A 23,747-nucleotide genomic window follows, 5' to 3' on the forward strand; every position below is an offset into this window, starting at 1 on the left:
TTGGTACCTTCATTTTTTTTTTATAATTTCAAAGTTAAATATATGCATTAATATATCCTCTAATTTACTACTTCATTATTTACTATATCTTCTAATAGCATCTACTATACTTTCTGTATTCCATCTAACAATATCAATTGCATGATTTCTAACAGTTTGCGATATATTTGTATTACCTCTAGGCACAACACCTATTATTTTTATACCATAATCATCAGCTACGCTCATTTCCCAATCCATCCAATCGCTATATGAAGCATAAATTCCTGCCATACCTATAATAACATCTGATTCATTTATTTTTTTTCTAAGTATACTTTTTATATAGCTTGCATTTTCAGAATTAATAGGATCCATCGGTGGTACCTCTTTAAATTCAATATTAAAGTATCCTCTTTTCTTCAATAATTCCCTTAATTTTACCAAATCAGCTACATGGCTCCATGAATGACTAACAAATACATTATATACCTTCCCCATTTTATAATACCTCCTAATGTTTTGATAATAAATTTTCAAGTTTCTTTAATTGTTCTTCTGTAGACTCTAATTGCCAACCCTCTTTCAAATATTCTACTGCTTTATTTTTATATTCTAAATACTTTTCTACATTGTTTATTCCAAAGTATGCTTCTTCTAAAGTTGCTACTACCCAATAACAATCATTTCTTTCCTCAAAATTTTTATCTATAATTTTTAAGCATATTGATATTACTTTTTCTCTTATTCTTCTTGCAATCACTCGATCTGCTATACTATCATCTCTATTAGTAATACTAGCCCTTAAATCAAATAAAAAAGCCAGATTGATACCATTATAATAATCATTACTTATATAAAATGCTCTTTCAGAATATGCTATAGCCTTACTTAGTAATGAATTATCTTTATTTATCTCCCATAATCTTTTATTTATTGAGCTAGCTAAACCTAATATTTCTGGATCATTAGAAGTATCAAGTGATAAACATTCTATAATTTGTAATGATTCAATAAGAGAATCCTTTTCTGTTGGATACTTTGATTTATAAGTAGACAGAACTAACCTTTGTAGTATATATAAATTATTTTTATCCATCTCTAAAGCCTTTTTAAAAAAAGATTTTGCCTCATAAAAATTAGATAATCTTATAGATTCTTCTCCACTATTAATCATACATCTCAAAGTATCTTCACCAGTATAATTGTTTAGCTTTACATTCTTTAATATAGGCGGATTTAAGTTCTCCAGATATGTGTACACAGGACTATCAATTTCTGGATTAGATAATATATTCTCTATAGATTCTTTTAATTTATTTTTAAATCTAATCACCTCTGAATATCCAATATCTTTTCCTAAATGTTCATACTTATAAATAACTGAATGCTGTATATCAAAAGGATACTCTAACTTATCTTCAGATATTATTATCGTTGTGTATGGTTTTAAAGCATGCCTAACCCCAAGTTCATAAAATGAATTTGGATTATATGTAGATACATCAGCAATAACAATATCTGCACTTATTAGTTGATTAAACATAGTTTTGTCTATTATTCCAGAATGAATAATTTCATCTGATCTTATACAATCCATACCTAATTCCTCAATCATAGGTTTTAAAATATTATTATAAGTTTTATCTAGATCCAAAGTTCTTCCCGTCTTATAATCTACTTTTTGACCATATCCCATTACAACAAAACACATTTTTTTCATAATTATCCCTACCCTTTTTTATTTTACTATCAATTATTATACCATTTTTTTACATTTTTTCATGATATATTCTATTAAAATCAACAAAAAATGTATTGATTATTAAATCAATACATTTTTTGTATATTTATTAAATTACTTACATTTTGATTTTACAACTTATTCTAATTCTATTTTGGTCTAACTTTAACTTTATTAGCAATTGGCTCTCGTATCTTTTCAACTAGATAATGTTTCATAGTTATATTAACACTTTTATACTTTGGTGCATATCTATATCTAATAAAGTAATTAAGTTTATTTTTTACTATTCTCTTAACACTTGTATAATCTTCCCTGAAGTATTAGAGAATACCTGCATTATTCCAATAAAATTTAGTTTTACATTATTAGCTCCCTTAATTTTAACCCTCATTGGATTACTTGTAGTTAAAGGTCTATACAATTTTATTGTCTTCATTTTTAATGGAACCTGTACTCCATTATTATAACCAATCATTTCTCCTGTACTAGAGTAATGTATAGGATCTTCTGTAGTAACATCGAATTCATCAATCTCATTACTACAAACAAAAGCAAAATTGGCATCATTTTCACTATACATCTTAGCTTTAATCTCTAACTGAATTTCATTTACTTTTATCTCTTTGATTATAGCGGTTACATTATCAACATCATTTAATGCTGTATATGTATTTTCTCCATTCACTACACATTTCATTTTAGCAACAGCATCATCCAAACCAGAACCATAAAGATCAATATACAATGAGTCAGTCAAAATTGCTGGTGGTTTACATTCAGCAATTCTAATAGGCACAAATTTTAAATTTTCATTTATTGATTTCATTAAAGCATTCTGCCACTCTTTTGTTACCATTTTACTATTAAGGCTATTTGGTGATAAAAAATAAAATAATGTCGTAAATTTTTCAAGTCCCTCATTCATTTTACCAATTATGCTATCTCCTGGTTGGATTGACCACTTATCATAGAATATATTATCTCTTCCAAACTCTAATTCCAATCTACGTGCCACCATATCTACTAACGCTTCATCTTTATGATTATAACTAATAAAAACCATCTCAATCACCTCGTTATTTTTACTATATTTAATATTAAATGTATATAATGTGACATGATATGTCTAGTGATTTATTTTAATTACATTTTATTTAATATAACAAAAAATAAATTTAAAAATTTGTTTCTTTTTATCAAATTTATACTTTTCTATATCCATTATTCCTCAACATAAAAAAACTACTAAGCCATAAACTTAGTAGTTCCTTATCCTCGTTTCCGAGGGTTTGAATGGTGGAGATGATTCACAACAATCAAATCCACTATTTTGTTATTATACTTTTAGATCCACTCCATGATGAATAAATAACTGTATTTCCAACGTTTTTATATGTTCTTATTCTTATATAATATTTCTTCTTCTTAGTTAATTTTGAAATAGTAGATGATGTTGAACTATTCTTTTTAATCTTAATTGACTTTGAATTACTAAATTTTGAAGATGTACTATATTGAATTTCATATCCAGTAGTTTGTATTGATTGTTTTTTCCATTTCACTACGAATCCTTTTGATTTTGAAGTTACACTTGATAAACTTACTCCTTTAGGTTTTATAGTAAAATTTAGTGATTTTGTTCCTGAATAATTACCTTTGAAAGTAACTTTTACTGTATACTTTCCAACATTTTTTCTTCCACTTGCATATGTCACAGTATAGTCTGTATTTTTCTTCAACACATTTCCAAATTTATCTTTTATGATAATTGTTGGTGTTTTAACTTTTCCATTGTATACATATGATGTTGTAGAAAGTTTAACATCTGATATTTTAGAAATAATACTACTTGAAGTAACTTTGTTACACTTTGTACAAGTTGTAGCTATTTTTCCATCTTTTGATACAGTTGCTTTTATTATACTTTTCTTTCCTGAGTGACCCAGAGCTTTAATAGTTGTTATATCTGTTTTTTCATCACATCTTGTACAATGATGTGATTTACTTCCTTCTGTTGTACATGTTGCTTCTTTATCTATCGTCCATTCCTTGCTATATTCATGTCCTAAAGTTTCTATCTTTTCTCTTTTTACTTCATCACAATCTGTACACTTATATGTTTTTATTCCTTCTTCTGTACATGTAGACTCTTTTTCTATTATTCCTTCATTCCAATTATGTCCTTTGGCTGGTATTATTTCTTGTTTTTTTATTATTTCATTACATACTTCACAGTGACTTCCTTCTGTTAAGCCTGTTTCTGTACAAGTAGGATTAAATAATGAATCTATTTTAATATTATGAGAAGAAAAGACCGTTGGTACGCCTTCCACATTTTTAATTGTACAAATTTCAGAATATGCTATATTATTATTTATTGCATACATTTCACTATAAGAACCCTTTGGTGCATTAATAGTTGTATTATCACAATACAAAAAAGCATCATCAGAGATATAATTAGCACTTCTAGGAACATATATATTAGCTAATCTAATACAATTTTTAAAGCAATTATAACCTATATACTCAATATTTTCAGGAAGTATAATTTCATTTAACCTTGAACAACCTCTAAAATTAGCACCTTGTAATATTGTTAATCTAGATGGTAGTACAATACTTCTCAAACTTGTACAATCCTCAAAAGAACTATATCCTATAACTTCTATATTTTCTGGTAATTGTATTTTTTCTAAGTCAGAACAATATGCAAAAGCAGAATCTCCAATTGACTTAATACTTTTAGGTAATTCTATTTGTTTAATTGATTCACAGTAGTAAAAAGTCTCTGCATTTATTTCTGTAATACCTTCTGGTATTCTTATTTTTTGTAATTTTCTACAATCAATAAATGCTCCTTCACCAATTTCTTTCACAGAATCTGGTATAGTTATATCTTCTAATGATTTACATCTTCTAAATGTTCCAACACCAATTTTAGTTATAGATTTTGAAAGACTTATACGATTTAATTCTACACATCCATTAAATAAATTATCTTCTAATTTTTTTACTCCTTCAGGTATATCTATTTCTGTAAGATTAGAACATTCAAAAAAAGCACTTCCTCCTATACTTTTTAAGCTCTTTGGCAAATCTATTTCCGTAAGATTAGAACATTCTAAAAAAGCACTTGATCCTATGCTTATTAAGCTACTTGGCAAATCTATTTCTGTAAGATTAGAAGATCCTGAAAAAGCATTTTTACCGATTGTTATTAAGCTATTCGGCAATTTAATTGAATCGCATTTATCTTTAAATATATAATCACCTAGATCTGTTATACCTTCTTCAACTATAATATTTTTAGGTGAATTATTTGAAAATGGATTAAAATAACCTCCTGTAATATCATATCCATCGTAACAATAATCCCAAGTAGCTCCTTGTCCAGAAATTGTAGCCGTATCTCCTTCAAATGTTACATACACATTATCTCCTATTTGATATACTCCCTCGTTTGTTGTAGTGTCTGCTTTTGCATAATCACCCGAATGATAAATCATAAAAATTCCAACTAAAAATGCTAGCATTAACTTTATTAACCTATATTTACTTTTATCCCTCATCTAACTCCTCCTTAACTTAAGTTTACTTACCATATTTTATTTTACATTATTTGTAAATTAGGTTCAATTATATATAAATTATTAAATATATAATATTTATTCAACTTTGGTTAGTTCTACTCTTATACTAAGTCATATTATACTTTTAAAGTTTATAGTAATATACAATGAAATTTATATTAATATAATAAAACTTGATAAATATGCAAATTAAGAAATATTAAATTTAAGTATAGTTTATTTAGTCAATAAAAAAACTACTAAGCCATAAACTTAGTAGTTCCTTATCCTCTTTTTCGAGGGTTTGAATGGTGGAGATGAGGGGAGTCGAATGTTGAGTTTTTATTAAATTTCAACTATGCTCAAATCCAAATAATATACATATATTATCATACTTACTCTGTATTTAATTTTAAAAATCTACCCAATATAATTAAGCTATTGGGGTATCATTGGGGGAATTTTTGTTTAATATATTACCTATATATTGTCCTTTATTTCATCAAAATCAGTTGCTACGTCATAACGTACTCCAAATTCTAATAGTTTAAAATGTTTCTTAGCACATCTTATCTCTTTCTTTTCTTTTTAAATAATATAAACGATTGACTTGTTCTTTTATTTAGTAATTTGTTTAGAAACTCTCTAAAATTGATAGCCTGGCTAAAACAACTTAGATTAATCCATACATAATTAACTTAATAATAATTTTTATAGTGTGTTTTCAATAATATTAATATTTATAATCCCAAGAAGTAAAATTATTGCTATTTTTTAATCATATAAATCCCCTTTTTATTCCAAATATAATTCACTGTATAATTATAAAGTATTTTTTAATAAGATGAAACATATTTCATTATTATGTATATTTTATATCCTTTGATTTATCTAATTCAGTTAAATAGTTAATAGATATCAAAATATTTTATTTCAATAGATAAGTAATATAAATATAAAATTATATAGGATGAATTAAATATTGGAAAAAACAAATACATTTTATAAATTAACTGAAAAAATTAATACAAATTATAGTGATTTTAATAAATTTTAAAATGAAACACAAGCGCTATTAACGAAATTATAAACAAGAAATATATTACATGATTTAACAACACCTAGATTTACTGTGTCCAATAAACCAGCGTATACATACGAAGAAATTTCTTCTAAAGTACCTAGATTAGCTACACAAAATGGTTTAGATAGGAGAATAAAATAAGTTAAAATGAGATTTTTATACGAATATATTTAAGAAGGGGTATGTTTAATTCTGTAATATGTGTTGTAGTTTTAATAGGAATATATTTCTTAATTATGATGTTACAATACGTTTTTATAAAAATATAATAAAGAGCTGTATATTTAGAATATACAGCTCTTTATTATAAATGATTAGTTTTTACGTATAAATATCAAAAAATCTATTATCTTACATTATAATTATAACAATTTAATTACAAAACATAGTTAAATTGTTATAATTTGTATATATTCCAAAATTATATGTGGGGGATTTAATATGAATAAAAAGAGACTAGTTTTAACAATAGCATGTATAAGTGTAGTTTTATTGAGTTTTTCTATTTTCAGCGCAGTAAAGATTGAAAAACAGAAGAAGGATTATAAATCTAAGATTGAAAGTTTAGATAAAGAATATATTGAGAAAATAGACTTATTAACAAAAGAACTATGTGAAAGAATAGATAAATCATTTGATTTAAATCAATTATACTATGAAGAAAGTTTTAATGATACTATAAATTATCTTGAAGAGAGTGTAGATAAGTATATTTATTTAAATAGTGAAGTATCTCAACTGAATAAGGAATATAAAAAACTATATGATGATTACAAAGTACCTGATGAATATGTATATGAGCATGTACAAATGATAGAATCATTAGATAAAATAGAAAATGCATATAATAAGATTTTAAAACCAACTAAAAATAATCTAGAAAACATTAAGCAAAGCCGAAATATTCCTAATGAATTAAAAGAAATGCTGTTTAATAATTTTTGTTTTTTACTTCAATCTAACTTTGGGCAATTTAGGCATTTTATGACAGGTGATTTGGTTGAAGGTAAAGTAGTCTCTGAAAAAGGATTTTTAGAGTACAGGAATGATTTAATGAAGAAACTTAATATATCTGATTACTATATTGCAAACTATTTAATAAATGCAGAATATAAGAATACTAAAAACATAGAATCTACAGTTTCAGAACATTATAAACAACAAGATACTTTCATAGATAATACAAGCAGTGGATTTTCTGTAAAATCAAATAATAGTGATATTATGGTATCTGTTTTAACAGAAGTTGATAATCTTAATTATGCAATATATGAAAAAGAATACAACGATGTTGTCGAACAATATACGAATATTTCAAGGTTGGCTAAAAGCTCTATAAGTAAAATTAATAAACACATTAAAGATATCAATGATAATGAATTAAAAGAAATAATTAATATGTATATAACAGCATTTGATAAGCATTATAAAGCATATAATAGAGCTTTAAATTCTTTAGACAACTACAGCCAAGAAGAAGAATCTATAATTACAACAATGATGGAAGATGCTACACTAGCTTTAGAAAAGGCAAACATATCATATGATGAATATAAGCAAAATTAATGTAATTTAAAATTTTAATTAATACCAAGATCTAGACATAAAATATGTCTAGGTTAAAAAAAGGCCCTTTTACTTAAATAGAATGGTATAAAGATAACATACATTAAGTATAATCAAAAGTTTACTTTAAATAATATAAAAATTATAATAAATAATCTTACTAGTAATGGTACCGTTTATAGAGAAATGAATTTTAATTATGGTAATAAAGGTTCAATATCAATAATAATATCAATTATATCAGCATATTCAAATTATAAATTTAATGAATCTATTGAAATAGCAGAAGAATATTAAAAGAAGAGAAATTTACTCAAGTGATAGACAAGTATTAGGAGCCTATAAAGATAAAAGAAGATAGTGAAATTATTGAAGTATATAATCAAGCTAAAAAAATGAGTGAAGTAGATGTCATTTATACCAGATTGATTACAAATACGTATAGGAAGATTTTTAGAAAATCATATAAAAGAATCTCTAAAACTATGTGAAGACTTATTATCCATGGAAAATACACATCAGCTAATAAATCAGCAAAGATGTTTAAAGAGAGAATAGAAGAGTTTTTAGAATACAATAGATCATATGATAAGGGTTACAAAAAAAGATATACTGACACAGAGTATAATAATATGTATAGTTATGATAACGAGGAAATCACATATGAGAATGGATATTACAAGGGATATTGTTAAGGATGTCTAAGAAGAACACGAGAAAAAGAGCGTAAAAAATATCATAATGATTCTCAAGATAATTCAGATAGTTCTTCAGATGATTATAATAATAGCAATTATGTTAATGGTTATGGCTTTGATTGGGAAAATTATGAAGGTTACCATAGATATATTGATGAAAGTTGAAATGAAATTTATTATGATTAACCCAATTATTAATTAATAAAAAAAGACAATTAATCATATTTTTTTATTAGGTTTCAAAAGTTAGCAATATCAACAAATTTAAAAAGTCTATAAAAGTATATCTTTACATGCAAATTATTTTTAAAATATCCATTTATATGAAGTATTACAATAAATTTAATTATAATATTGACGTATACTATATATAAGTTTATATTAAATTTAAACAGAACTAGAAACTAATTTTATTATAGATATATAGGGAGGTATTTATTATGTTTATAGAATTAAATTGCTATGATAATCATCCAGATGACCCAAATGGTGATTGGGATTACGATTCATGTCCAGACATAAACGAATATTATGAAAGAGACGGCAATCTTGATAAATATGATACTGATTATGATGAATGGGAAGGCAATCAGAGACAAATGTAATAAATAAAAATAGAGCAGCTTTGTAGCTGCTTTTTTAATGTAGAAAGATATGAAAATATTCATTTTTAGACTATGTAACTTTATATTTTGCTTAATGTTTCCATACTTTCTCTTTTTTAATTTGTTTTTTGAAAAGGTATCCGTAAAGCACCATTTGACTATCTGATTCATTTACTTCAACTCTATCGTAGCATTCAGGACTTGACATAGCTAATTTTTTACCTGTAACCATTAATCCCAATCAAAATTATCAGGGTCACCAGTATAATACTCATTTAAATCACGTTCTGTCCATATTTCTTCAAAATATTCATCCTTTTGATTATTATCATTTTTAGTAATCCCACCATTATAATAATCAAAAGGATTAGAAATATACCTTAATCTATCTTTAAAATATTCTTCATCTATTTTAAGATATTTATTATCTATTATTTTAAGATATTTATCATCTAGTTTTACATAGTTATTATTTTCTAAGTTTTGTAAATATTTATCTGTGTGTGAATATTTACCATTTTTTTTGCGAATTTCATAGATTAAAACCATTGTATCTGAATTATTGCTTAGGATAATTTTAAAATTGCCATATAGACTATATATACATTCAAGTGTATCCATTTTATACACAGATGTTATCCTTTCATTATAAATAAAATAATCATCATTATATGAAAAGAACATTTTAAAATAATTTGAGCGTTTAGTTTCTATTAAAGTTTTAATTTTTGTTTCTCTTAAAATTTTAATTTCTTTTAAAGTTTTGGTTAGTCTAGTTTCTTCTAGAGTATAAAACTCAATGTAATTTTCAATTAATGCATCGTAATCATCCTTATAAACTACATTAATACTATGTATAGCAACTATATTTTTTGTATTAGCTAATTTCAATCCATTTACTTCCAAATTCATCTTTGTAGAACTTGTACTCATTTTACAGATATCTAGAATTTTAATTTCTTTATCAATGTAATAAACTAAATAATTATTATTTAAATCAAATCCACAATGTAATTCACATCCAAAAGTGTCTTTAAAAGGTAATTCATCTTTGAAAATAATTTCACACTTTTTTAGTTGTAAATTGCACTTATAAAGGATTATTTCTTGTTTTACATTGTGTTCCTGATTATATACAGCAAAGTATAAACCATTTTTGCTTGAAATTAAGTCCCTAAAATTTTTTGGAAAACCATTTAATTTAGTCAGTAATTCAAATTTATCATCTTCTATTGAATTGGTATTATTTTCCGACTTAATATTAGATTTATTATCTTCTTTGTTAAAACTAAATAACTTACTAAAAAAAACCATTATGTTACTCCTTTCTAAATAAACTTTCTAAGTATACATATTATATATAATTGTAACACTCTCTGTGTCATAATTGGTGTAGTAATATGTAGTATTAAAAGTATTGTGTATTATATGGGTAGCGTCAGGAAAATGAGGATTTTATATGTTAAGACAAACTAATCTGCTGTTTCCAACGGGTTTAGTATTTATAGTATTAATAATATCATATTTTAAGTTCTGTCTAAGAATTAGTTATTTAAAGGTATATTAAACTCATCATTGTTTTTAAAGTTAATTTTTTTTAGTATAGCAAATTTAAATTAATATAATTTTATCTACTATTTCCATTTGCCTTAGTATTCTTAAATATTAGTATTTTTATTTAATCATTCTTATCTATGGAAAATTTTAATTTTATAATCATAGTTTTTAGTTTTATATTGATATTTATTTTCATTTTTAAGACCTCCTTTTATATTTCTAAAATATATATCGAGTAGTTTTTATGAAAAATTAAGTTTAGGTCAAATTTATTTTTAATAAATACAATACAGAGCGTTTAAAAAGGTATACCTTTATGTACGATTTATTTTAAATTTGATTAGAAAATTTAAAATAAAATATAAGCTTCAGGGGTGATATTGGCATATATTGTAAATATAATTATACTGTTTAAACAAGATTATAAACTAATTTTACTATAGGTATATTAAGGGAGGTATTTATTATGTGTTATGATTTTATGGAAGAGTATGAAAAAGGGTGGAACATGACAGATGAAGAATATGAACAATGGCAAGATGATATGAGAGATGGTATTTCTTCAGATGATGAAAGAAATTGGGATGAAAATGGCGACTGGATAGGATAATTGTGTCATAAATTATTTTAAGTATAAATATATACGGAGTCTCTATCTTCAATCAGTAACCTATATTTTTTAATTCAAATTAACTAGATTAATAAAATTAATAAGAGGAGAACCAGTATTCTCCTCTTATTATTATGTTAGTTTATAGTTTATAAGTTTTTTATATTTCCTTATCTACTTCCCACTCATTAATGAGTATACCTGTCTCTTCATAAACATAATCCCTAGCATCTTCAAAATCTATAAACCCTTTAAATTTGCTATTTGAATACCCATATGTTTGATGCAAACATCTATGATAATTAGAAAATATACCAATTTTATTCCCTGTAGCTACAGCATAGTAATTCTTTCTCATATTCATTCTCTTCCACCTTTATTATTTTCTTCTAATATACATATGTTATTTTTTTCACAATTACTACAAATATTACATAACATTGCTCTTGCCATGTTAAAATCTATATTTCTTGTTTTCATTATAACTTTAACAGCCTCTAAAGCTTCTTCTCTAGAATTATATTTATATTCAATCATCTATTTTCCCCCCATATAAATAAAATTATTTTATTTTTACACCAATTAATATATTTTTTGTCATACCATTAATACTTTTTTTACTTGCACAAACATTTAATCTCTTTTTAAGTTCTCTTTTTAACTTTTGCATAGATAATATTGGATACGAGTTAATATTACAAAAGTGTCTATAATGTAAATCTAAAGTTTCATTATCTATAAAACTACGTTCATCTATCTCTAAACAATCTGATATGAACTCATCTACCAAAAGCTCTGGTATTTGTGTTCTATATTGCAAACACAGCTCCTCACTATATGGATCATTAGTAAACCTCCCCCTAAATATCATTTCTCTTAGTGCTAACATTGATATAGAAACTATGTAATCTCTTTCATTTAAAATATTTTGTATTAAATCAGGATTTTGTTGCTCTTCTTTTATTTCATTTGGAAAATACAATGTGTGTAAGCGTTTAATCATTGCTTCAGTTGTTTCGCCTTTTATTGATAAGGATTGATTGCTGCAAAATATCATCTTAACATTTGAATTAATAACACGTGGACTTTCATATTTTTTTTCTACCACAAGATCATCACCGCCTGAAATCTTTTTAATGATAGACATATCTAATTTATTGCTACTATCGAGCTCTCCACTACATACTAACTTAGCTGTTTCTATCATACTATTTGTAAATTTATTACCTAATTGCTTTAAACTCATATTACAAACAGCTTGTGAATTATATTCACTCAATAAAGATGTTATGAACTTAAGTAAAACTGACTTCCCGCTACTGTTTAATCCTTGTAAAATAATTATCTTTTTATGTGGTTTTATATTACTTAAACAATATCCTATTATTTCAAATAGTAGTCTTTCTCTAATAGCATTATTATCTAAACTGGTACTTAAATAATTCGAAAAATGTGGCATTTTACATGCTAATGTTTTTTTTGCCTCATCATAATTTTTAAAATTACAATCAATGTAATTTATAGGTATACAAGTATTAAAATACTTATTTCTATACATATTTTTATCTATATATATTTTATTATCTTCTATACTGTATATACCATTAGTAAAATTCATAAAATAATTGTTCATACAAAAAAAATCTTTTGCACTTACTCTTATATCTGGTTCTGTAATTAGAGATTGTATTATGCTCCTATATATATCATCTTTTATTCGTTTTTCATAAAATACTCTACAAATTTTTTTTAATAGAGATATTCCTGCATTACCTTCAACAAGTATATATATACCTATTTGAGAATCATAATAATAAAGCATTGAATTCTCAATATTTATAAATAAACCTGTACGTAGAAGATTTTCTAATAAAAAATTATATAAATTTAAATCTTTGAGCTCATTTTTTTCCCCCTTACCTTCTTTTACTTTTCCCTCTATTAATTGATCGATTTTTTCTAATATTTCATCACGCATAGGCTTAACTTTTTTTTCAGTGGTAGTATTACTTTCTATAATATTTTTATCAATTTTTTCTGTAGTATTTTGTCCTATTACAATTTGTTCTTCTACTTTTTTATTAGCATTACAACAACTTGTGCCTACATTTATTGAGTTTATTTTTACTACTTCATTAACCATCCTATTTGGATATCTTAACATTGGTTGTTTATTTTCTACTTGTTTTTCTTGATAATTTACATTTTCTTTAACTAGGTCTATATGACTTTCCTCATTTATCCTTCCATTTGGATATCTTAACATTGGTTGTTTATTTTCTACTTGTTCTTCTTTATAACTTACATTTTCTTTAGCTAAGTCTACATTATTAACTTCATTTGCCTTTCCATTTGGATATCTTAGCCTTGGTTTTTTATTTTTTACTTGTTCTTCTCTAAAACCATTCTGATAATTAAGATCCTTTTCATTGTAATTATTAGTCATTATCAATATACCTCCTTTTTACTAACTGCTATTTGTTTTTTAGATTTATCTATATAGTATATGATCATCAAATTTCGTTAAAGTTTCTCGTATATATATATAACTTAACTAAGTAATTTATAGATTCATTTTAATTACTATGAATTAACTCTCATTATAATTTGCTATTCCAAAATTCTTTGAAAAAAATTTAAATATTTCTAAATTTAACACCATTAATTTTACATATTATCTTATTATGTAAAATTAATGGTGTTAAAAAAAATATTTTCTACTAAATTCTTATTTTTTTGGAATACAATATATGTATATTGGATTATAAGGAGGATATAATAATGGAAGCTGAAAAAGTATTTTGCAAAACATGTGGAGAGTTTTGTAAAGATAATAATATAAATATCAATAAATTTTATAATAATATAGAAAATGCAAGAAAATACTATGGATTAGATATAAGCAGTATAAAGAAAAAAAACCCTACTGATTCTGGTTCTATAGAAAAAGCTTTTTATAGAATACATAAGTTATCAGAACCACTTTTAACGTTAATGATTGAAAATATAGTTGAAAATAAAATAAAAAATAATAATTCAGACCTAACACAATTTCCCTTAAATACATTTTTAAACTATAATAAATCTTTATTAGGAAAAATTGATGATTTACCGTTTGATTTATCATTACAAATTATGGATTCACCAACTTACGAATACAATTTTATTACTACTGAGTACTTAAATACATTCATAAGTAAAATCAACGAAATTTTAAATTTAGTTATGTCTTTTAATATCTTAATAAATGAGGATAAAATATGTGATATATTATGTCACTTAAATGATATTTTAGATTTATTAAAAAAAGAAAACAATAAATTGGATAATTTAAAATATGAATATGAAGAAGTTCATAAAGAAATTAATAATATAAAATCAAGAAAAAAATTTGATGATATGAGTGATGAAGTTGATATACATTATATAGAACTTAATGACCGTGAAAATGAAATTGAACAAGAAATTTATTCTTATAATTCTATACAAAACAAATTGCTTTTAGATAATCTATTAAAAGAAGAATTTCATAATATGGTTGCTTGTAGTAAAAAACTAAATCATTCTATTAAAGACGATAAATTTAACAAATTATGTACTTGTACTGGTAAAACTAATAGTCCTCACATTAAACATAATGAAAACATATATGAACTAACTAAGTCATCTAAAAGACATGATATATTTTTTATTGATAAAGATGAATTATTTTCATGCTTATATCCAAAAAAAACTGAAGAAGAAATTATAAATATAGATAGTTTAGATTATCTTAATTTAACAGATTTCATAAATCTTTATAAAAAGAATTGTCTTGAACAACTAAAAAATTCACTTTGTTCTGTAGAAGAGAGTGATACTAAAGCTATATACAATACATACTATGATATATCAATGAATACATTAAAAAAAATAGATTTAGTTAAAAAATATTTTGAAAGAAAAATATATTATTCTAATAAACTAAATACACTAGAATTTAAATATTTCAAATATCTCATAAATTTTATGGTTAAATCTATATTAAACCTAAATGTAAATAACAGCGATTTAGCCATTTTTAATTCTAAATATCCGGGTATATCTATTAATTATAAAATTATTTATGATCTTTTAAACAGCAATGAAATAAAATCAATAAAAAATAATTGTACTAATGAGTCAACGAAATTTATAGATGTATTTTTATTAATTTACAATAACAAATCCATACTAGATGAAGTTTATATGTCTATAAACTTCTCTGATATTAAAGAAATTTCGAATAATAAAACTGTAAAACAAATTTTCAATATATCTGAAAATATAAAAATAAATATTTCTCACTTACATACTTCTGAAAAATGCCTTAATTAATTCATTAAAATAGCTATCTTACATTTTTAGTAAAATAGCTATTTTAATTTTTACATTCTAAACTATTTAATTAGTTTTATTCTTTTATTTTTATTTATTTACATTGTGATATCTATCAACTAATTCTTCCATAAATGTTTTTATTTGATGTTTGCTATTATAATCACGTTTCTGTCCTTGATCATACGTTGTAATAGCTATTAGAAATGTTTCACCATTTTCATTTATTTGAAATTGATATACAACTGATGAACCATCACTACATTCTGTAGTAAGATTTAAATTGTGATAATCATTCAGAAGTTCATAATTGTAATCATCATATCCACCTGATTCTAATATAAGATTTTCATATGATAATATTTCATTACCATTTTCATATGCAACTTTACTTAATACTAATTTCAAATAGTCTTCCCCTATATTAGCATCACCATGTACGTTAACACCTTCTTGTTCTTTATCAACTTCTTGAGATTGTTCTTCTTCTGATACATCTGTTGATTCTTGTTCAGAATTTTCTTGATATCTATCATCTTTATGAGTTGATATTCGCCCTGATACTAGATAGTTTCCATATAATTTACTAAATCCACCAGATGAATTATATTTAGCATTTTCATATATACCTACTATAGTTGAATATAAATCATACCCATTTTTATTTTTATCATTTAATGAAACACTAGATATAAATATTTCTCCAGTATCTTTCACATTAAATTTAATGATACATTTATTAGACTGATCATCAACTGAAGTAGCTATATATATTACTTCTTGTTTTTTACCATTCGACCATTCACCATTCGATATCCCATTAGAAAAAGCTTCCCCAATAGTCATTCCTTCAAGACCATATAATGTAGCATTCTTAACTGATTTTATATTATCTGATCTAGTTATTAGACTACTAATTCCAAATAGCAATATAAATATTACAGCAAATATTACTTCAGTATATATTAACCCTCTTTTTTCTTTAAATTGTGCAGTCCCAATTTGATATATTATGATAAAGAATGGTATTAATCCTAATACCATAATAATATTTCTTAATACACCTTCTGTCATATCATCAATTATGAATAAATATATAAGTAAATAGATGATTAGCGTTACAATTAATTTTACAAGTTTTTTCATTTCTTTAATCTCTCCCCTGTAGGAACATAGAAATCCTACATATATTACCATATGATAATATATTTACCTTTTAAATTTCACTCTAATATATATGCATTATATAAATACTTTAATTTTATAAATATTCGCATTTTATTACTAAAAATAAATAAAATGAATTATTTGCTTAATTCATTTTTTATAATTACGTTTGAATTTGTCATGAAATATAATCTCTTATAATTCGTCATATTTATATAAATTTCTATAACTATTGTCTAAATCCTTTACCATATATTATTTTTTATAGTTATTGATATTTGTATATAAATAAAATAGTTAGTTATAGATACTATATCTATAGCTAACTATTTTATTATTACTCTTATTTAGTAGCTTAACAATGTGACCCAAATCCTTTTTTACAGTGTAAGCATTTACTAAATGTATACCAAGAATCTATTAAATTACTCATATTATACCTCCTATATATTTAGATTCATTGAAATTACTTTACTTTTAAGAAAATACTTATAACTATTCTCAAAACTTCTTTCATCTTAATCACCTCTTTTTTATTATTTTCATGTACATTATTTAAACATTTATTTTTACATGTTTATTATTTATATTTTCATATTTTCTTTATATTTTCATATTTTCTTTATATTTTCATATTTTCTTTATATTTTCATATTTTCTTTATATTTTCATATTTTCTTTATATGAAAAATAAAGACCATCTCCTATTATGAGATGGTCTAACACTTCTATTCCTAATAATTCTCCAGCTTTTTGTTATTTTATTATCTTCATTACTTGGCTCTACTTTACCGGACGGGTGATTATGTGCAATAAGTATCTTATTACTATTAGATAAAATCGCTGTTTTAAAAATTTCCCTCGGATGCACCAATGATGAATTTAACGTTCCAACACTTACTACAGATATATTTATAGGCTCATTTTTAGTATTTAAGCATACTACTACCATATTCTCTCTATCGCAATCTTCAAGCATATCTCTAAGTAATTTAAATCCATCCCAAGGATTATTTATCTTTCTATTTTCAATATATCAATAGCATTATTTTACTTTTATATATTTTAACGAACTATAATAGCTATATACTTTGCTTCCATTTACAGTTTTATATGCTTGTATTTTATAATAATAAGTTTTTCCCTTTTTAAGTCCTATGTTTGTATAACTTGAAGTAGATCCACTAGCTATATTTTTTACATATTCATATGTTCCCTTCTTGCTAGTTGCTCTATATATTCTATATCCACTAGCCCCAGAAACCTTTTTCCAACTTACTTTTGCTACTTTAGTTTTTGGAGACTTTACAGTTATTGATGGTGTTGAACATTTTGTACTTGCTATTAAAGACGATGAATAGTTACTATAGTAATTTGTCTTTCCTACTGTTTTATATGCTCTTACTTTATAATAGTATATTTTCCCACTAGACAATCCCGAATTTATATAGCTAGTAGTACCAGATCCTTTTACTGCACCAACATTTGTATAAGCTCCATTTTTGCTAGTTGATCTATATATTCTATATCCACTAACTCCACTTATTTTGTTCCAAGATAATTCTATTCTATTAGCTGAACTATAAGTTTGTGATATTTTAGTTATAGTTTTAGGAACTATTTTAAATGTAATTGTTCTCTGTCCATAATAATTATCTTTACCTTGAATTAATATGGTCGCTAATCCTATATTTTTATTATTTTTATATGATAATGTGTAATCATATCCTTCTTTTATTAATTTATTACCTTCTTTTATTATTAATTTAGGTTTAATTTCCTTGTCTGTATATTCTCGATTAGATAAATTTTCTATAGTAAGTTGTTTTATATCCATAGGATTTGTAATATGAAAAGCAATTCTATTCTTCTTTGCATAAATTTGTGCATGAGATCCTCTTTCTACTGTTACTACTAAGTTAGTATTATGGCGAGCAAAAATATTTTGTCCAATACTTGTTACGCTACTTGGAATTAATATACTTTCTAAACTACTACAATCCATAAATGCATACTTACCAATTTCTGTTACACTATTTGAAATCGTTATATTTTTTAAACTACTACACTCCCAGAAAGCACTTTCTCCTATTGTTGTTACACTATTTGGAATTGTTATATTTTCTAAACTACTACAAAACGAAAAAGCATATTTTCCTATTGTTGTTATACTATTTGAAATTGTTATATTTTCTAATTTACTACAAGCCTTAAACAAATCTTCTTCGATAGTTGTTACACTACTTGGAATTGTTATATTTTCTAAACTACTACAAAACGAAAAAGCACCTTTTCCTATTTTTATTATACTATTTGGCATTGTTATATTCTCTAAACTACTACATTGCTCAAAAGCACTTTCTCCTATTGTTGTTACACTGCTTGATATCGCTATACTCTTTAAATTCTTACAATCATCAAAAGCACATCGACCAATTGTTATTACATTATCTGGTATTGTTATACTCTTTAAGCTATTGCAAGAACTAAATGCAAATTCATTAATTAAAGTTACGTTATTTGGTATTGTTATATTTTCTAAACTACTACAAGATTGAAAAACACCATTATCTATTAAACTTAAGTTCTCTGATAATCTTATATTTTTTAAACTACTACAAGAATTAAATGCATATTCTTCAATTATCTTTACACTATTTGGTATAATAATATTTTCTAGACTGCTGCAGCTCTCAAATGCTTGAGTTCTAATTATTGTCACACTATTTGGTATAATTACACTTTTTAAATTATCGCTACAATTACAAAATGCCGCTTCACCAATTGATGTAACTGCATATCCTTTTATTTCACTTGGTATATACAATTCAGATTTATCTCCATTATATTTAGTTATAGAAGCTTCACCATTTAAAATAGAATACTCTATCCCATCCTCTTTTATTGTATCGGCAAATGAAAAAACTCCACCCCTTATACTCCAGAATATTACTGTTAAAAAAAATACCATAAAAACTCTTGTTATTATTTTTTTCTTCAATTCCATAACTTTTATCATCCCCCTGATTATATTATTAATCTAGCTAGTTGCAGAGCTCTATAAATATTAAAAATTTAAATGTTGATATTCTCTTTAAAACTTTTTTATCCAGAGGATATTTTCTATATTTTAACATTTTGTACTTTTCTATTCTGCAATTACCTAATTTATTATTATAATTTATTTATTATATTCTGACATATCTTCTATTGGAGCATCTCCATAAATATTAACACCTTCTTGATCATCTGGAGCTTCTTCTGGTGTATATACTTCTGATGATCCTAAACCTGGTGTAGGATTAAGATATTCATCATAAACACCCATTATTTGAAATGCATATGCACTTAATAATAGAATCTCCTGTTCTACACCATTAACTTCTAAATTTGAAAATCTAAATTCTTTATCATTGTACTCTAATGTAATTTTTACATTTGCATTTTCAATACCACTATAATAACCTGTTCCTGTAAATACAACTTTATTATCATCAACTTCTTCCCATTTACCATTACTAAAATAATTATCAAATGACTCTCCGATTGTAAGTTTGGAATCATGCCAAGTTGATTCTTGTATAGCTTTTGAAGGTGAATTTTTATTACCAAAATATATTATAACTCCTATAACTATAAATGCTATTATTATCCATTGACCTAACATTTTTAATTTATCTGCCATAGTCATGCTTTTAATATCATCTTTAATATATTCTATACCTTCCTTTAATTCAGTAACGGTATCCGAAGAATCTGTTATATTCTGACTTTCTTCTTTCATTTTATCTTTTTCGTCTATATTTTTGCTTTCATTATTTTCTTCCATTTTTATACCCCCTAATTATTAGTATAATTTTTCATATATTTTTTCATTAATTCAATAGCTTCAGAATCTCCTATGGTGATTCCATTCTTATCAACAAATCTTAATTCAACTACATTATCTTTTAATATAGTAAAATAATAATCCATTTTATCGTTACCTGTAGTAGTTAATGTAACTTCTCTACAATCGTCTGAAACATCATATGAATAGTCTGTGTAATCACTTCCACCTAATATAATTTGATCATATGTTAAACCACCTTCAAAAAATGTACTTTGCATTACTGTATCTATAGCTATCTCTCTATCATCTTCTGATAAAGTTGAATTTAAACTACTCTCTGTTTCTTCTACACTACTATCTTCTGGTACATCTGTTGATTCTTGTGCAGAATTTTCTTGATAATTATCATCTTTATGAGTTGATATTCGCCCTGATACTAGATAGTTTTCATATAATCTACTAAATCCATTAGATGATTTGTATTTAGCATTTTCATATATACCTACTATAGTTGAATATAAATCATACCCATTTTTATTTTTATCATTTAATGAAACACTAGATATAAATATTTCTCCAGTATCTTTCACATTAAATTTAATGATACATTTATTAGACTGATCATCAACTGAAGTAGCTATATATATTACTTCTTGTTTTTTACCATTCGACCATTCACCATTCGATATCCCATTAGAAAAAGCTTCCCCAATAGTCATTCCTTCAAGACCATATAATGTAGCATTCTTAACTGATTCTATGTTATCTGATCTAGTCATTACTATATTCGTTAAATATAATGAACCAAATATTATAACTGCTACCACTTCTGTAATTATTATTCCTTTAGGATGATGTATTTGAAATGATAGAATGTTATACACTGATACCAATATTGGTATCAATAAAACTATAAATAAAAATGTTTGTAAACCACTTGGCTCATTAGAAGAAAATGCCAAGTAAAATTCACATACCATACATACTAATAACACTAATAATGATATTCCAGCTTTCTTTTTCATTTAATCAACTTCCCCCCTTTGTAGGAACATAGAAATCCTACATATATTACCATATGATAATATATTTACCTTTTAAATTTCACTCTAATATATATGCATTATATAAATACTTTAATTTTATAAATATTCGCATTTTATTACTAAAAATAAATAAAATGAATTATTTGCTTAATTCATTTTTTATAATTACGTTTGAATTTGTCATGAAATATAATCTCTTATAATTCGTCATATTTATATAAATTTCTATAACTATTGTCTAAATCCTTTACCATATATTATTTTTTATAGTTATTGATATTTGTATATAAATAAAATAGTTAGTTATAGATACTATATCTATAGCTAACTATTTTATTATTACTCTTATTTAGTAGCTTATTATTACACAAAATATACAATGTGATCCAAATCCTTTTTTACAGTGTAAGCATTTACTCAATGTATGCCAAGAATTTATTAAATTTCTCATATTATACCTCCTATATATTTAGATTCATTGAAATTACTTTACTTTTAAGAAAATACTTATAACTATTCTCAAAACTTCTTTCATCTTGATCACCTCTTTTTTATTATTTTCGTGTACATTATTTAAACATGCATTTTAACATGTTTATTATTTATATTTTCATATTTTCTTTATATGAAAAGTAAAGACCATCTCCTATTATGAGATGGTCTAATACTTCTATTCCTAATAATTCTCCAGATTCTTTTAATCTTTTTGTTATTTTATTATCTTCATTACTTGGATCTACTTTACCGGACGGGTGATTATGTGCAATAAGTATCTTATTACTATTAGATAAAATCGCTGTTTTAAAAATTTCCCTCGGATGCACCAATGATGAATTTAACGTTCCAACACTTACTACAGATATATTTATAGGCTCATTTTTAGTATTTAAGCATACTACTACCATATTCTCTCTATCGCAATCTTCAAGCATATCTCTAAGTAATTTAAATCCATCCCAAGGATTATTTATCTTTCTATTTTCATATTTTATAGATGATTCTTTTATCATTTTTATACTTACTATATCAACTCTTTTTGAACTCATTTTATTATCTATCCCCCCTTTTTTCAAAATATCAGCCATAGCTAATGCTATGGTTGTCTTAAATTTATATAGCTCGTAATTGATCTATGTAATATAAAATACTATTAAAGTCTTTTTTCGATATTCCTTCTACATTGTCATATCCAAAGTTACTCAAAAGCTCATATACTTTGTTTCTATTCTTATCCTTTGCTCTTATATTAAATAGATTTATTTGTTTATCTGTTATTAAATTTGATTGTCTTTCAATATTTTCTTTAAGTTTGTTATCTTTAACTTTATTATCTCCTTTAAAGTTACTATGTACATCATAAGACTTTATGTGACTGTTTACATGCAATTCATTATCATTTTTTTCAAAACCGTCACTTACTTCTCCTCTAAGATTTACTGGTTTATTTTGTATGATTTCTTTATCACCTTTGTTATTTTCATTATCTGGTAAAGCCCAAAATGGAAGTGGTGGAGTGTACTCTAAATATTTTCCATCTTTTAATGGACACCATACTGGATCAAGCTTATACAAATATCTCCCTATTCCAAATTGAGTGGATGCTCTTTTCATTGAATCTGATAATCCACCTTTAGTAGCTTCCATATTAGTATCATCAGCTCCATCGTACTTAGTAATCCATTCATTCTTATCATCATCCCATACACTAATACCACATAACTGTGAATTTTGCTTCCATTGTTTGAATTCATTCTTCCATCCAAATACCCCAAATACTTCGTCTAATCTATTCTGTATAGCTTTATTAGTCACATAAGGTAGTGCCAACCCCATTGTCTTTTCTTTATTTGTAGCTCCTACTCTCCATTCAATTTCGTCTTCTTTGAATGGTTTTTGTAACTCTTTAGTTATCTTATCAATATCCATAA

General features: G+C 24.8%; 20 protein-coding genes and 1 pseudogene. 6 read left to right on the top strand and 15 right to left on the bottom strand.

All coding sequences use genetic code 11. The annotated features are described in order from the left end of the window. Positions 1 to 75: 75 nt before the first annotated feature. From JW646_RS06895 to JW646_RS06910, 4 genes are all read right to left on the bottom strand, one after another. Positions 76 to 480: a TIR domain-containing protein gene (locus JW646_RS06895; RefSeq protein WP_228417020.1), complete on the bottom strand. Its 405-nt coding sequence runs from the start codon at positions 478 to 480 to the stop codon at positions 76 to 78. A gap of 13 nt (positions 481 to 493) precedes the next feature. Next, on the bottom strand, positions 494 to 1,702 hold the full coding sequence (locus tag JW646_RS06900; protein ID WP_228417021.1) for a TRAFs-binding domain-containing protein: 1,209 nt from the start codon (positions 1,700 to 1,702) through the stop codon (positions 494 to 496). A 307-nt stretch (positions 1,703 to 2,009) separates the two neighbouring features. Further along, positions 2,010 to 2,789, bottom strand: a complete 780-nt coding sequence (locus JW646_RS06905; RefSeq protein ID WP_228417022.1) for a toll/interleukin-1 receptor domain-containing protein — start codon at positions 2,787 to 2,789, stop codon at positions 2,010 to 2,012. A gap of 262 nt (positions 2,790 to 3,051) precedes the next feature. Beyond that, positions 3,052 to 5,298 carry a leucine-rich repeat protein gene (locus JW646_RS06910; protein ID WP_228417023.1) on the bottom strand — a complete coding sequence of 749 codons (2,247 nt, stop codon included), beginning with the start codon at positions 5,296 to 5,298 and terminating at the stop codon, positions 3,052 to 3,054. 1,525 nt (positions 5,299 to 6,823) lie between these two features. On the opposite strand from JW646_RS06910, the gene JW646_RS06915 reads away from it, so the two are divergent. The 4 genes from JW646_RS06915 to JW646_RS06930 all read left to right on the top strand — a co-directional run bounded on the left by JW646_RS06915 (position 6,824) and on the right by JW646_RS06930 (position 9,251). Next, positions 6,824 to 7,948 (top strand): hypothetical protein, encoded by a 1,125-nt coding sequence (locus tag JW646_RS06915; protein WP_228417024.1) that lies wholly within the window; start codon positions 6,824 to 6,826, stop codon positions 7,946 to 7,948. A 539-nt stretch (positions 7,949 to 8,487) separates the two neighbouring features. Beyond that, a complete protein-coding gene (locus JW646_RS06920) occupies positions 8,488 to 8,643 on the top strand; it encodes a hypothetical protein (protein WP_228417025.1) in 156 nt (51 codons plus the stop codon). Positions 8,644 to 8,689: 46 nt separating this feature from the next. After that, positions 8,690 to 8,848, top strand: coding sequence for a hypothetical protein (locus JW646_RS06925; RefSeq protein ID WP_228417026.1), 159 nt, complete (start codon positions 8,690 to 8,692; stop codon positions 8,846 to 8,848). A gap of 238 nt (positions 8,849 to 9,086) precedes the next feature. Then, a complete protein-coding gene (locus JW646_RS06930; RefSeq protein ID WP_228417027.1) occupies positions 9,087 to 9,251 on the top strand; it encodes a hypothetical protein in 165 nt (54 codons plus the stop codon). A 231-nt stretch (positions 9,252 to 9,482) separates the two neighbouring features. Here JW646_RS06930 and JW646_RS06935 read toward each other — a convergent pair whose 3' ends face one another. Further along, complete coding sequence (locus JW646_RS06935; RefSeq protein WP_228417028.1) at positions 9,483 to 10,565, bottom strand: hypothetical protein; 1,083 nt, start codon at positions 10,563 to 10,565, stop codon at positions 9,483 to 9,485. Between the two features lie 709 nt (positions 10,566 to 11,274). Between JW646_RS06935 and JW646_RS06940 the strand changes: the two genes are divergently transcribed. After that, the gene (locus JW646_RS06940; RefSeq protein WP_228417029.1) at positions 11,275 to 11,418 is read left to right on the top strand and encodes a hypothetical protein; all 144 of its coding nucleotides are present in this window, start codon (positions 11,275 to 11,277) and stop codon (positions 11,416 to 11,418) included. Positions 11,419 to 11,578: 160 nt separating this feature from the next. Here the strand turns inward: JW646_RS06940 and JW646_RS06945 are convergent, their stop codons facing one another. From JW646_RS06945 to JW646_RS06955, 3 genes are read right to left on the bottom strand one after another with little or no spacing between them, the layout of a single operon-like run. Next, complete coding sequence (locus JW646_RS06945) at positions 11,579 to 11,782, bottom strand: RNase H1/viroplasmin domain-containing protein (RefSeq protein ID WP_228417030.1); 204 nt, start codon at positions 11,780 to 11,782, stop codon at positions 11,579 to 11,581. Then, positions 11,779 to 11,955: a hypothetical protein gene (locus tag JW646_RS06950; protein WP_228417031.1), complete on the bottom strand. Its 177-nt coding sequence runs from the start codon at positions 11,953 to 11,955 to the stop codon at positions 11,779 to 11,781. The genes JW646_RS06945 and JW646_RS06950 overlap by 4 nt, the downstream gene beginning before the upstream one ends. A gap of 25 nt (positions 11,956 to 11,980) precedes the next feature. Next, positions 11,981 to 13,864: a phage/plasmid primase, P4 family gene (locus JW646_RS06955; protein WP_228417032.1), complete on the bottom strand. Its 1,884-nt coding sequence runs from the start codon at positions 13,862 to 13,864 to the stop codon at positions 11,981 to 11,983. A 335-nt stretch (positions 13,865 to 14,199) separates the two neighbouring features. Here JW646_RS06955 and JW646_RS06960 point away from each other — a divergent pair, with 335 nt between their 5' ends. Then, positions 14,200 to 15,774, top strand: coding sequence for a hypothetical protein (locus JW646_RS06960; protein ID WP_228417033.1), 1,575 nt, complete (start codon positions 14,200 to 14,202; stop codon positions 15,772 to 15,774). Between the two features lie 90 nt (positions 15,775 to 15,864). Here the strand turns inward: JW646_RS06960 and JW646_RS06965 are convergent, their stop codons facing one another. The 7 genes and pseudogenes from JW646_RS06965 to JW646_RS06995 all read right to left on the bottom strand — a co-directional run bounded on the left by JW646_RS06965 (position 15,865) and on the right by JW646_RS06995 (position 23,745). Continuing rightward, complete coding sequence (locus JW646_RS06965) at positions 15,865 to 16,920, bottom strand: hypothetical protein (RefSeq protein WP_228417034.1); 1,056 nt, start codon at positions 16,918 to 16,920, stop codon at positions 15,865 to 15,867. Between the two features lie 681 nt (positions 16,921 to 17,601). Continuing rightward, positions 17,602 to 17,920 (bottom strand): annotated as a pseudogene (locus JW646_RS06970) (JAB domain-containing protein). A gap of 66 nt (positions 17,921 to 17,986) precedes the next feature. Further along, complete coding sequence (locus tag JW646_RS06975) at positions 17,987 to 19,948, bottom strand: leucine-rich repeat protein (protein WP_228417035.1); 1,962 nt, start codon at positions 19,946 to 19,948, stop codon at positions 17,987 to 17,989. 174 nt (positions 19,949 to 20,122) lie between these two features. Next, positions 20,123 to 20,770 (bottom strand): hypothetical protein, encoded by a 648-nt coding sequence (locus JW646_RS06980; RefSeq protein WP_228417036.1) that lies wholly within the window; start codon positions 20,768 to 20,770, stop codon positions 20,123 to 20,125. Between the two features lie 11 nt (positions 20,771 to 20,781). Continuing rightward, positions 20,782 to 21,798, bottom strand: coding sequence for a hypothetical protein (locus JW646_RS06985; protein WP_228417037.1), 1,017 nt, complete (start codon positions 21,796 to 21,798; stop codon positions 20,782 to 20,784). A gap of 623 nt (positions 21,799 to 22,421) precedes the next feature. After that, positions 22,422 to 22,865 carry a RadC family protein gene (gene radC, locus JW646_RS06990; RefSeq protein WP_228417038.1) on the bottom strand — a complete coding sequence of 148 codons (444 nt, stop codon included), beginning with the start codon at positions 22,863 to 22,865 and terminating at the stop codon, positions 22,422 to 22,424. 64 nt (positions 22,866 to 22,929) lie between these two features. Beyond that, on the bottom strand, positions 22,930 to 23,745 hold the full coding sequence (locus JW646_RS06995) for a Rad52/Rad22 family DNA repair protein (protein WP_228417039.1): 816 nt from the start codon (positions 23,743 to 23,745) through the stop codon (positions 22,930 to 22,932). Positions 23,746 to 23,747 lie beyond the last annotated feature (2 nt).

The organism is Terrisporobacter hibernicus, assembly GCF_020809405.1.
Taxonomy (GTDB): domain Bacteria; phylum Bacillota; class Clostridia; order Peptostreptococcales; family Peptostreptococcaceae; genus Terrisporobacter; species Terrisporobacter petrolearius.